The 12,610-nt window shown below is 38.8% G+C and carries 7 protein-coding genes; 5 read left to right on the top strand and 2 right to left on the bottom strand.

Going from position 1 to position 12,610, the window contains the following annotated elements:
- Positions 1 to 956 precede the first annotated feature (956 nt).
- Positions 957 to 1,811, top strand: coding sequence for an alpha/beta fold hydrolase (locus EL165_RS08980; RefSeq protein ID WP_002977703.1), 855 nt, complete (start codon positions 957 to 959; stop codon positions 1,809 to 1,811).
- Positions 1,812 to 1,878: 67 nt separating this feature from the next.
- Here the strand turns inward: EL165_RS08980 and glsA are convergent, their stop codons facing one another.
- Complete coding sequence (glsA, locus tag EL165_RS08975; protein ID WP_002977704.1) at positions 1,879 to 2,892, bottom strand: glutaminase A; 1,014 nt, start codon at positions 2,890 to 2,892, stop codon at positions 1,879 to 1,881.
- A gap of 524 nt (positions 2,893 to 3,416) precedes the next feature.
- Here glsA and EL165_RS08970 point away from each other — a divergent pair.
- The 3 genes from EL165_RS08970 (at position 3,417) to EL165_RS08960 (ending at position 10,831) form a co-directional block, all read left to right on the top strand.
- Entirely contained in the window at positions 3,417 to 8,291 is a 4,875-nt protein-coding gene (locus EL165_RS08970; RefSeq protein WP_002977706.1) for a PKD domain-containing protein, read from the top strand.
- Positions 8,292 to 8,361: 70 nt separating this feature from the next.
- Complete coding sequence (locus tag EL165_RS08965) at positions 8,362 to 10,227, top strand: T9SS type A sorting domain-containing protein (protein WP_002977707.1); 1,866 nt, start codon at positions 8,362 to 8,364, stop codon at positions 10,225 to 10,227.
- Positions 10,228 to 10,387: 160 nt separating this feature from the next.
- The gene (locus EL165_RS08960; protein ID WP_041461420.1) at positions 10,388 to 10,831 is read left to right on the top strand and encodes a YybH family protein; all 444 of its coding nucleotides are present in this window, start codon (positions 10,388 to 10,390) and stop codon (positions 10,829 to 10,831) included.
- Between the two features lies 1 nt (position 10,832).
- On the opposite strand, the gene EL165_RS08955 is transcribed toward EL165_RS08960, so the two are convergent.
- Positions 10,833 to 11,651, bottom strand: a complete 819-nt coding sequence (locus EL165_RS08955) for a helix-turn-helix transcriptional regulator (RefSeq protein ID WP_002977709.1) — start codon at positions 11,649 to 11,651, stop codon at positions 10,833 to 10,835.
- 195 nt (positions 11,652 to 11,846) lie between these two features.
- Between EL165_RS08955 and EL165_RS08950 the strand changes: the two genes are divergently transcribed.
- Positions 11,847 to 12,545 (top strand): hypothetical protein, encoded by a 699-nt coding sequence (locus EL165_RS08950; protein WP_002977710.1) that lies wholly within the window; start codon positions 11,847 to 11,849, stop codon positions 12,543 to 12,545.
- The last annotated feature ends 65 nt before the right edge of the window (positions 12,546 to 12,610 follow it).

The raw sequence follows: 12,610 nt of genomic DNA, 5'->3' as shown, positions 1-12,610 counted from the left end.
ATATCCCATATCGAAAAACGAATACCATTTGTGTTTATGGTGTTTTTCTATTATGAGTGAATAAAAATAATAAAACTGTATATATTTTTTAAGCATAAATGAAATTTGATAATGATTTCTTAATGAAAAAATATCAATTGTTCATGTGTTATTAAAATATAATTATTGTTTATTTATTCTTAGAAACATGCCGGTACAATCTTCTTTACTTTAACTATAAATATTTATAGTTAAAGAAATGTTAAGCAAATATAGGAATAAAAAATAAAATATTTCAAAAACAAGAGATTTGTTTTTGGTTATATTACAAAAAGATAATATAGGGTAAATCCGGTTTCGGAATGTAAAAATTGCCTTTATCAATCTGATAAAACGGCAAAGCGAATTTAAATAAAATTAATCAATATATTGTGATTTAATTTAAATTATTTGTGAATTTTTCCTATCTTTTTGATAAATAAACAGATAGGTAATTTTAAGAATAATTAATATATGTTTCCGAAATTCATAAAAAAAAGTAAATAGATAGAATCGGTATTTTTATTTTTAAGGTTAAAGAGATTGCTTATTAGTGTGTTATATATCTACGGATAATATTTCTTCGATTTAAAAAAAATAGTTTTCATTATAATTTATAATCACGGAGTATTTTATAAAACTTTTGTATTTTTGCACTGTTAAGAACTTAATCATCATTTGATTTGATGAATTATGATTTACATATGCCTGTGTTTATAATAGTAAGCTCGTTTTCTCTTGTTTTTGCAATTATGACGATTTAACGAGTTTCTACTCCTGTCCATTACTCAATTCGTATTGACTTCCTTTTCTGAATTGGCCAATTTCCAGTCGATCTTGAATAACTGCAGTCAGATTTCAGAGATCTGTCTTTTTTGGGTGCATCATACAGAAATTGTTTTTGGATTAAAAAATACAACAAAAGAAAACAGGTATATATGAAACAGACAACAATTTTCAGATCAGATGCTCACAAAGAAAGAGTGCTGGAGCAATATGATACTGCGTTAGCAAATTTTAAAGGAAATATCCGTCAGCAAGTGGTTCCAACAAACTTTGGAGAAACCCAAGTTCTGAGCTATGGAAATGAAGATCATCCTAAACTTGTATTACTTCATGGAGCTAATTCTAACGCTGCATCCTGGATGAAGGATCTTGCTTTGTACAGCAAAGAATACAAAGTGTACGCTATTGATATTATCGGGGAACCAGGTAAAAGTGAGCAAAACAGACTTCCTTATCAAGGTAATGATTACAGTGATTGGCTGAATGAGATTTTCCAACAACTGAAAATAACAAAAGCTTCTTTGGTGGGATTGTCTCAAGGCGGATGGCTTGCGATAAAGTTTGCAGTCAGATATCCAGAAAAAATCAGTCAGCTTGTTCTTCTTTCTCCGGCAGGAGTTGTAAAAACAAAGCGCAGTTTTGTTTTAAAAGCGGTATTCTTTTCTTTACTTGGAAATGCCGGGAAGAGAAAAATCAATAAACTGATAACCGGTTCGCAAAAAATAGATCAGTCTGTTCTGGACTTTATGGATCTTATGCAGTCCTCTGTGGAGGCAAGGATGGATAAGGAATATATTTTTTCTGATGAAGAATTGAGAAATATTGCCATGCCTGTCTTTTTTATAGGTGGAGCAGATGATGTGATCAGGGATTCTACAGAAATAAAAGAAAGACTTGAAAGGTTACTTCCTGATTTTGAATCCTATATTGATCCTGACAAAGGGCATGTGCTGATTGGTTTAGCAGATAAAATAAATGCGTTTTTACTAAAGAGAAGGAATGATTAATCCTTCATACAAGAGCTCCAAAACAAAATGTTTTGGAGCTCTTATCTTATTTTATGTATTTGAATTTTTAAAATACGCTTAATCCGTACTGTTTTGCAAGATCTAAAATCATATGGTAACCCGCCAGCGAATTTCCATGCTGATCTAAGGCAGGACTGAAGACTCCGATTCCTATTTTTCCGGGAACACTCACGGTAATTCCGCCTCCTACACCGGATTTACTTGGCAGGCCTACAGTTCTGGAATATTCACCGCTGAATTCATACATGCCAGCCGTCAGCATCTGTGATTCCACCAATTTTGCCATGTCGGCATTTTTATAGGTGGAGTCTCCATCAAATCTTACACATTGGTTGGCAAAGAAGTACCCGATTTTCGCAAGGTCTTCTGCAGTAAGTTCAATAGAACACTGCTTGAAATAGTTATCCAGCTGATCTTCGTTCCCTGAGATCAGTCCGCTGTTTTTCATAATATAAAACATCCCGCGGTTGCGGTGTCCTGTTGATTTTTCGGATTCGTAAACGGATTTGTTGTAGTCTATTGAAGGGTTTTTGGTGATATATCTTACCATGTCAAGTATTTTCAGAAATGGTTTTTCACCTTCTCCAGAAATGAGGGAAGTGGTAAGAATTGCTCCTGCATTCATCATAGGATTAAGCGGTTTACCTGTAGTTTCCAGGTTTGAAAAATGATTGAAAGGTTTGTCAGAACCAAAATACCCCATTTTATCAAAGATATTGGTTTCTCCTTTTTCATTGACAGCTACCATTAATGATATGATTTTGGAAATGCTTTGCATGGTGAATTTCTTATGGACGTCACCGGTATTGAATACTTTTCCATTTTTGTCTACCACTGAAAAAGCAATTGCTTTAGCATCCATTTTTCCCAGTTCAGGAATATAATCTGCCACTTTTCCCTGGGTGTAATACGCTCTGTTTTTCTCCAGAATGGTGTTTAAGGTTTTTTCTGAAATGGTTGAGATATCTGCTGTTTTCTGTGCATAAACAATTGTGCTTAAGAAAATAAAAGCTGCCGTACAGATTCCTTTCGCAGAAAATAAAAAGCGGTTGTTTTTCATATAGGAAGATCTTCAAATAAATGGTTTATGATAAGCCTTAAAAAAACAAAGATAAAGTATTTTAATCTTGTCAGCAATTCTCATTTGCCGTACTTACCTCTAACCGGATTGAATAAGGAATCATCACAGAAAATTCAGGTATTTCTGAAGCCATTGAGAATGTATAGTGAGGGTATGGAAAGAATTAAAAGGAGGTATTTTTTTTATGGATTTTATTGTGATTAATTTTAATATAAATTTAATTTTCATAGTATAAAATAAACAAGTATGGATTTTTATTGTTGATTTTGTTGTTTTTAGTTATTGAAAATTAGAATTTTATTTGGTTTTAATGAGGGGAATTAGTAAAAAATGCATTTTTTTCTGCATAACTAATATTGTTGTGAAATAGCATATAGACAGGAATTCTTCTATATGATTGAAATTCAAATGTAAAATATTGTTATTTTTTCACGATTAAATGATTTTTGTATTAAAATTTTTATTAATTTGATAAAAAATTAATAACACTTTTTTTAATAACTATGAAAAACAACACCTATTTTGGTAGGCAGCACATCTTCAGATGGCTCCTGCTATGTTGGCTTTTGGTACCCTGGGTACTGCAAGCGCAAGCTCGAATTACATGGACCGCTCAGGTCGGATGCCAAGAGTTCCGTGGCGAAAAAGATGGCCAGATCCCTGATAACGGTATCGCTTATTCCTACATCAATTCATCGCAATGTCTCCGTGTCTGTGAGGTATCCGATGTGGTATATGAGGTTCAGGGGCCAAATGTTTCCGCCGTTCAATGGACGGTTGCAGGCGGAACAGTCACCACTTCAGGACCTGGTAACACTATAGGCAATGTAGCCTGGGGAACGGCAGGTAACGGATCTTTGCAGGCTGTCATTACGTACAATGACGGAACTGTAGAAACCCAGACAATCTGTATTGAAAAGATCAACCGGCCGATTGCCAAGTTTGAAATGTTAAATCTGGATGAAGTGGTATGCAGAAATACGACGATCTATTTTGACAACCTTTCTGACCAGAACGGAGGATCGGATATTGTCAATTATTTCTGGGACTTTGGCGATAATACAACCTCCACAGCTTTTGAACCCTCTCACTTATATGCTAACCCCGGAAATTATACCATTCAGCTTACCGTAACCAATAAATGCGGTTGCCAGAGTAAATATAAAAAGCAGATCAAGGTATTGAAAGCTGATCCTGTACAGATCAACTGTGCTTCAGTGGTTTGTGAAGGCAGTAAAGAAACCTACAGTGCTCAGGATGGATGTAGCAAAGGACAATGGAAAGTAATCGGAGGCACAATTGTGGGCACTAACGGTAACGAGATTGAAGTAGTCTGGGATCAGGTAGACCCGCTTGAAGGATTCGGATATGTAATGTATATGTCAGAATGTGCCTGCCCAGAATGGACTACCATCAAAATTCCTGTGGTTTTAAAGAATGCAAAAATTAAAGGACAGGCGGTAATATGTTCCGGCAGGCAGTATACCTATTCAATTCCTCAGTGGCCTACAACCAAGGTTCTATGGAATGTAACGGGGCCTGCGGGAGGTCAGCTGACCAATACCCAGCAAAGAAATGAAATTGTTTTCTCTGCCAATCAGCCGGGTACATATCATCTTACCGCTAATTATTTCAATACATTATTGTCCTGCGAAGGACAGGCTTCTATTGATATTGTTGTAGAAGCACCGGTACTGGTAAGCGGTGGTGTAGATGAAATCTGTGCAGGAACAAGCCAGGGATTCACGGCTTCACCTAACGTACCTGTTATCTGGAAAGTAACCACGGGAAGTTCTACGTATACCTCTCCGGCAATGACAGGAATATTCAACTACAACTTTGCAACAGCAGGAACTTATACGGTTACCGCTACCAAACAGGGTGGAGGTTGTGAAAGCAATGCAAGAATTATCAAGGTTCTGCCTATTCCCCAGCCACCTTTAGGAACAATATCCGGAGAAACAAAAGTATGTCCGGGAAGACCTTATGTTTATACTATTAGTTCTGTTGACTCAGGAATGGTACCGGTTTGGAGTGTAACCAACGGAACTATTCAGGGAAGTAATGCGGGATCTTCAGTAACGGTTATATTTAATGCAGGAGCCACGTCATATACAGTCTCTGCTCAGAACAAATCTATCAGTAATGCAGGATGTCTTTCAGCTCCTAAGTCATTTAATGTGACGAAACTGGATCTCAGCACGATTGTAATTAATCCTAACTCAGGGCCTTTCTGTCCGAGCAGCACTCAGACTTTCAGTGCTAATCTGAACGGAATTGTTCCGGATTCTATGGAATGGTCATTTGCGAGCTCTAACTTCGGAAGTGTTGTTGGCGGACAGGGTACAGCTAATATTACTGTAAACTTCAACGAAATTTCCTCAACGAGTACGACCGATCTGATTCTGAAAGTTGTAAAATGTGGAGTAACCCAGACGATTACAATGCCGGTATCATTAATAACGCTTCCGGTAGTAAGCTTTACAAATGTTGGCGGAATCTGTTTAGGTTCAAATCTAACTTTCACCGTAAACCAGGGAACCATTACTTCAGCAACGAATGTCACCTTCACTTTTGCTAACGGAACAACGTTTACTACAGCCTTCAACCCGTCCGGAGTGTACAGCTTCCCGAATACCGGATATATTCAGAACAATTCAGGAAACAACGTTTCCCAAACGGTTACTGTAACATACGAAGGTACTAACGGCTGTAATTATAAGCCTACAGCAAGTGCTAACTTTATTATCTACCCTGAAACCATTATTACAATTTCTCCGGTATATAATATTGCAGTTTGTGATCCTACTACGATGGCGCCGTATACGCTTACGGCTAACAGTTCTACAGGACTTACCAATATTGTTTCCTGGCAATGGTATAAAGACAATACAGTTATATCAGGTGCTACGACTAATTCATATGTTATCTTTGGTGCTGGTGCTTTTGGAACCTACAAAGTACAGGCTGTAGATATTAATGGTTGTGTGGTTTATTCCCAAAATGTTAATGTAACACAGTCTTGCCCGAGCAGCGGAAGCTGTACAACGGATCCACAGATTAATTTTGTTCCGGCATGGTCAGCCTGTAATAACATTACCGTTTCGGGTTTAACTTACAACGGAATCCCGGATCAGATCCAATGGTTATCTGACAGCGTACTTACTTTAGTTTCCGGCCAGGGAACAGCTTCTCCGGTCTATCAGACTAATCTTGCAGGAGCGCATATTGTTTTTGTACGTTTAAGATACGGATCATGCTGGTACAGCAAAGGAGTAGAAGTGAGAAAGCATTACGAACCGAAATTCAATATCAGTACAGTTTGTAACGGAAGCGGATACACGGTAACGCTTTTCAATACCTCTACTATTTTTGATATTAATCCGGCGTCTGTTACCTATACCTTCACTTCATCCGGACAGCCTACTCAGACAGGACAATCTGCTACGTATAATCTGATGCCAGGTACCTATACCTTTACAATGACGGTATCTTCACCGGGAAAACCAACGTGTACAACTACACAGACTATAACATTGGCTCCTGTGCCTGATACGACATTCCTGGTTCCTGCATGGTTGTGTGCGCGTTCACCAATTACGTTCAGTCCGATAACATATGTTCCAGGAAATACCTACACATGGATTTTTGATGGTACATCCTATATTACGACAGGTCCGGATGCCACAATAACTTACAATACGGCAGGAACAAAAACAATTCAGCTGAAAATAAGAACCCCTATGGGATGTGAATATACTTCTGCTGTAATTAGTGTTAATGTGAAAGAAGCATCCCTTGACGGTACTATAACACCTCCTTCTCTTGTAGCCTGTATGGGAAGTGCTCCTAATATCGTATTTACCAGTACAGTTGGAACGCCAAGTCAGTATATCTGGATGAATGGCTCTCAACCTGTACCGGGAGCGCCAAACTCTCAGGTGTTCACACCTACACAGTCCGGAAGTTACTGGCCGGTGCTGGTATCATCAGACGGATGCAGAAGCAATGTTATGAGTGCTGCAGCAGTACCGGTAACACTTAAAAATCCGCCATATGTCAATATATCAGGAACAGCCAATATCTGTGACGGATCTTCAACAGTACTTACAGGTATTGTAACAGACAATACCCTGGAATATCAATGGAAAAAAGGGAACTCGATAGTAACACCATGGGCTTCGGCTCCTTATCCTATTGCTTTAAGTACAGGACCGTTGTCAGCAGGAACCTATGTTTATACGCTGGAAGTAAGAACTCCGGGTACATCAGGATGTACAAGCAGTAAAAGCTTTACTGTTACTGTAAGCAGTCCGCCGGCACCTATTTCGGTAAGCTATAATCTGGTTAACTGTCAGCCTTATGAGATTATGCTGACTGCCTCAGGGCCATCTGCCGGAGTTTATAACTGGAGCAACGGAATGACAGGCCAGTCGATTACAGTAAATGAAGGTGGTGCTTACCAGGTGATCTACACTGCGCCGAGCGGCTGTAAAGTGGTGGGTAATGCACAAGTGCCACTAAGTCTTGAAAGCCTGATGTGGGTATTCCCTACAGGATGCTATGATGAATGTCTTAGAGAGGGTCACTATATCTTAGGACCAAAAGGCGTTTTTGATCATCATGAATGGCAGTTGTTCGGAAACAATATCCAGAGCGGAAACAATGATTATATCTACCCGCTGTATATCAATTATGCAGGTACCTATCAGCTTCAGATTGATCATTTAGGATGTCAGTTTACGTCTGGAACCATGAACTACTATCCTGGTAAAGAATGCGGATTCGAAACAGATTGTAAACTGGAAGCGGATATCAAAGGTATGAAGTGGTTTGGAGATCACTATAAAGTGTACGGGGTCATCTACAATACCGGAAGCCAGCCGATCAGCCTTACGGTTTCAAGTCTTAATGGATTTGGAGTGTATATTCCATCTATTATTACGATTCCGGCAGGAGGAATGTATGACATGAATGCTAATCCATTGGCATTCTATCCGAACTCAGGTTTCCAGGGAGCTGATGAGATCTTATTCTCAAATGATACATGTAAGTTTACTACCAAAGCAGTAGATCCGGACTGGATGGGTATGAGAAGTGCAGGAAGAAATGTAGTTGCGGCTTCAGTTTCTTCTCTGAAAATGATCCCGAATCCTGCGAAGGAAAAAGTAAAAATCTCGTATAATACGGGCGATGAAAAATTACTCGCAAAACAGGTTACAGTTTTTGATGCCATGGGCAATATCAAATTCCGTAAAGAACTGAAAGCGGCTTCCGGAGAAGTAGACGTGGAAGTTACCAGCTGGCTGCAAGGTGTTTATATCGTTATTGTACAAACGGGAGATACATCATTACAAGGAAAACTAATTAAAAATTAGTAGCTTATAAAGCAGTGTTCTCTTCGGAGAGCACTGTTTTTTATAGTATTTGATAATTAAATGAATTTTTATGATACAATTAAAAAACAAATTGTGGGGATTACTTCTGATTTTGCCATCGTTATCTTTTAGCCAGACTTACCAATGGCAATGGGGAAAGCAGGCAGGAGGGGTGACAGGCTCTGCAGATCCGGGATTTCATTATATCTTTGATGAATCCATAAGGGATATTGTAGTAGACAACAACAATAATACCTATTATCTTGCAACAATGCGCGAGCAGGGGCAAAACCTGAATGGAACACCGGTAACCAATTATGGCCTCAGCGATCTTTTTCTGTTCTCCACAGACTGTACGGGAAATATAAGATGGTCCAGACCTATAGGAGGTACGGGAAACGGAGAAAATGCATGGCATATTAAATTGGATAACAACGGAGGTTTGTACATGGTAGCTACGATTTATAACAATTCATATGCAGGAGATCCGAATGCTACTCCGGTACATTTTGATGATACTCATACACTGCCTCTGTATACTTATTATGATCAGACGATAGATCCTGCCCACAAAGCAGCTTTTCTTTTAAAATATAATACTTCAGACGGAACATTGGCATGGAGTAAGCCTTTACAGGGAGATGTCAGTTTTTTCTCCCGCATGTGCGATGTTCAGACGATGTATATGGATTCATCCAAAAATATCCATGCTGTAATGGGCTTCAGAGCGGGAACGCATTTAAACGGGTTAATTACAGTACCTTCTTCCTTTACATCCACCTACCAGTATTATGCAGTTAAGTTCAATTATGACGGTGGCAACATGACACCTGCTGCTCCTGTGCTTCTCCCCATTACCGGAGATGCCATCAATGCTGTGGGAAGAGAAGGGAAGGTTAATCTCGTGTATGATGAAACTCTGAACCGTTATTATCTTGCCGGTAAAAGAATGGATCCCGGATTCAGTAACCTGGTTGATCTTTCGTATAATAATGTTCCGTTTACGAAAGCGGCTTATGTACTTGCTTTTGACGGTACTACCGGAGCAGAGGTATGGAGAAGGGAAATTAATAATGGTACTACGAGTACGGATGATGAAATTCATTCCATTATAAAAGATCCGGTTACATCAGATATTTATATTTCAGGACGTTATTTTAACGGAATAACAGTACCTGCCACTTTCGGAACTTACACTTTTCCACTGAGAAGCTATGTGGAAGCTGTTCCTTTTGTTATGAAGATCAATGCTTCGGGTACCGTGCAGTGGGCAAGAACTCCGGATGGGATGTCTGGCCTACAGTTCGGTTATCGTTTTACTAAAGGAACCCTTGCCCTTAATGGAAATGAAATAGCATTTGCCAAAGGAAGCTGGTCTGATATCTGGGGCAGCTATGCAATGGTGCGTCCCGATGGAGACCGTTCAGATCCACTATTGGTAAGGCTTAACAAAGATACCGGGGATGTCTTGGGAACGGGAGAGATCCACAGTAACTTTTATGTTATCGATGAGTTTACAGCAGTAGCTGCAGACCAGGATGGAAACTATGTAGCAGGTGGTTTTTTTCACGATCAATTATTTACAGATTCCAATGATAATGTCAATACAATGACTGTTAATGTAGCAGGCGGGAAATCTCAGTCTTTTTTTACAAAATTTGCCAAATCAGTGTGCAGCCAGATGTCAGTAGAAGAAACAGCGGCTCAGGCAGGAATACAGTTATACCCTAATCCTGTTCAGGACGTATTGACGATCAGAAGCAAAGAACCATTGGTGTCTTATGAGATCTTTGGTGCTGCGGGACAGCTGGTGAAACAGGGAGCTTTGAATATGGCGCAGGAACAGATAGTATTATCTTCTCTTCAGACAGGAGTATATTACATTAAACTTAAAACCAAATCTTCTACAGTAACGGAGAAAATACTGAAGAAGTAAAAAAACAAAACTGAAAATTAATAACCTTATATATTGAACAGTGTCTTCTAAAGGACACTGTTTTTTTATGAATATTTTTTTGATTAAAAAAGATTGGGATGTTCGCAATTTTACAATTTTTTGCTTTCGGGAATGCTTTGTTTTGTATAAAATTTTTAAAATGAAAAAATTACTTACCCTGAGCGGATTATTACTATTTACTTTCTGGTGTAATGCTCAAAACACCGATCTTATGAACACCGTAAGAAAGACCATAGAAGCCAGTAACGAAATCTATGCTGATCTGGCGAATAGAAACGACGGATCTATCCTTACACGCTATACCAGTGATGCATGTCTGCTTCCACCCAATGCTGTCCCGTTATGCGGAAAAGATGCAATACTTGGTTTCTTTAAGAACGGACCTAAGGTTCATGTTAAGTTTACAATTCAAAATCTTTACGGAGATGCCAAAACCTCGGTTACCGAAGAAAGCTATTATGAAATGACCGATTTGGACGGTAAAAAGCTGGATGACGGGAAAGTGATTGTGATCTGGAAAAATACAAAAGACGGCTGGAAGATGCATCGTGATATGTTCAGCAGCAATCATCCTGCAAAATAAATCAGAAGCCAATATTAACAGCCTGCTGAAGATCTGTATCATTTTTAATCAATGAGTGTCTGGATGCAGAGGGAGTAATACCTGTAAATTTTTTAAACTCTTTGGTAAAATGAGCCTGATCGTAATATCCGCCATCATAAGCGATGGCTGTAAGCGATTCCTTCGTGTTGAGAACCATGTGCAGACTTCTGTTAAATCTGATCACAGCCGCAAAAGAGGAAGGACTAATCCCGATATGAGCAAGGCAAAGCTTCTGAATGTATCTTTCTGACAGCCCTGAACTTTTTGCTATAGCAGGTAAATCAAATGGTTGATTACCCATGAAAAACTGCTGGCTGAGTGCCTGAACTACTGCAGTTTTCTTTATCCGGGATTCATTTTTTTTCAGTTGCTGAAGAAAATACATTTCCAGAACATGGATTTTTGAATAGAGGTCACCGGCCTGCATCATGCGGTCATACAAATCTCTGCTGTCATTTTTTGTTATATCGTACATATCAGTGGCATAGTTCGTGAATTCTGCCAAAGGATCAGAAAAAAATAAGTGTCCGGCATGAGGATAGATCCGTGCTATAAGAACTGAAGTTCCCTTTGTTGCACTGAGGCGGGTGGGAAGGGTAAGATGTCCCAGAAATTCTATATCCGGAGTGTCTTTTTGCCTGCCATTGATCGTGGTAGCGGCAAAACCGCCGGAAATATTGATGATCAGGTCTGTATATCCGCTGGGATAAAACACTTCATCCCTGAGATCTTCATCAATCGTAACAATGGTGTAATTCTTTATGTAAGGTGCCAGGCTGGATGATGGTAAAATTTGCATAGCTGTTATGGAGGTTAATTCATTGATGCATAGTTGATTCGAAGTTAGGAATAAAAATCATATGAATTAAAAATCTTGGCATTAAAATAAAAAATCCAATATCAAAAGATGTTGGATTTTTTATGTTTAAGGTTTTGAATAACCTATTCCGTATTTTTGCAGAGAATTAAACTGCTAAAGGTTTTATTTAAAAATATGAGCGATACATTTTCCGGCAATCCTCAAATAGAGGTGGTTTCTTCCTTTTCCGAACTTGTGAATACCCGTTTTCAGGGAGTGAGAAATGCAATTTGCTGGCAGAGAAACCTGGTCGGGAATTTTAAAGAAATTGTTTCTAAACTTCAGTTAAAAGAAAATATTACCGAAATTTCTTCCGATGATCTTCTGTCACTGGATCTTTCAGAAGAAGGGAATAAGGCAAGAGAAATTATTTTAAATGACTTATGCTTATTGACAGATTTTGGAGCCTCTCCGGTTCTTAATTTGCTAAAAAATTATGAAAGGGATGAGGAACTCGGCTTTATTTCAACAGATGTCTACTCTTACCATGTCGATCGTTCACCTGTCGGAACCGATACTTTTCTGTGTACTTATTACGGAGCTGCAAGTGATATTATCCCTAATGATCAGGTGGTACAGAAAATTGTAATTCCTGAAATCCGGGAACAGCTCAGAAAATTACATGATGGTCCGGAAGAAGAATTTGAAGACTTCCTGAAAGACTATTTTTTTGACCTTCATTATCAGCCTGAGCCCAATGCAGAACCTGTCAATCTGGGAAAAGGACATCTTTGGAGAATTGCCGTAGATCATCCGGACCAGCAGGCACTGCCATGCGTTCATAGGGCGCCCGTGGAAAATGACGGAGAATATCGGTTGCTGCTGATCTGCTAATGTTGATTTGTTAAGTCAGTTTTGAATTAGAATTACAAGTTTTGCAAAAAAATCCAGCATTTTTC

The organism is Chryseobacterium gleum (assembly GCF_900636535.1).
GTDB classification, from domain to species: domain Bacteria; phylum Bacteroidota; class Bacteroidia; order Flavobacteriales; family Weeksellaceae; genus Chryseobacterium; species Chryseobacterium gleum.
Note: the sequence above shows the minus strand (reverse complement) of the source record. Positions and strands in the feature narration are given on the sequence as shown.

Coding starts and splice junctions, on each gene's coding strand:
- EL165_RS08980 (WP_002977703.1), top strand. CDS start 957: ATGAAACAGACAACAATTTTCAGATCAGATGCTCACAAAGAAAGAGTG.
- glsA (WP_002977704.1), bottom strand. CDS start 2,892: ATGAAAAACAACCGCTTTTTATTTTCTGCGAAAGGAATCTGTACGGCA.
- EL165_RS08970 (WP_002977706.1), top strand. CDS start 3,417: ATGAAAAACAACACCTATTTTGGTAGGCAGCACATCTTCAGATGGCTC.
- EL165_RS08965 (WP_002977707.1), top strand. CDS start 8,362: ATGATACAATTAAAAAACAAATTGTGGGGATTACTTCTGATTTTGCCA.
- EL165_RS08960 (WP_041461420.1), top strand. CDS start 10,388: ATGAAAAAATTACTTACCCTGAGCGGATTATTACTATTTACTTTCTGG.
- EL165_RS08955 (WP_002977709.1), bottom strand. CDS start 11,651: ATGCAAATTTTACCATCATCCAGCCTGGCACCTTACATAAAGAATTAC.
- EL165_RS08950 (WP_002977710.1), top strand. CDS start 11,847: ATGAGCGATACATTTTCCGGCAATCCTCAAATAGAGGTGGTTTCTTCC.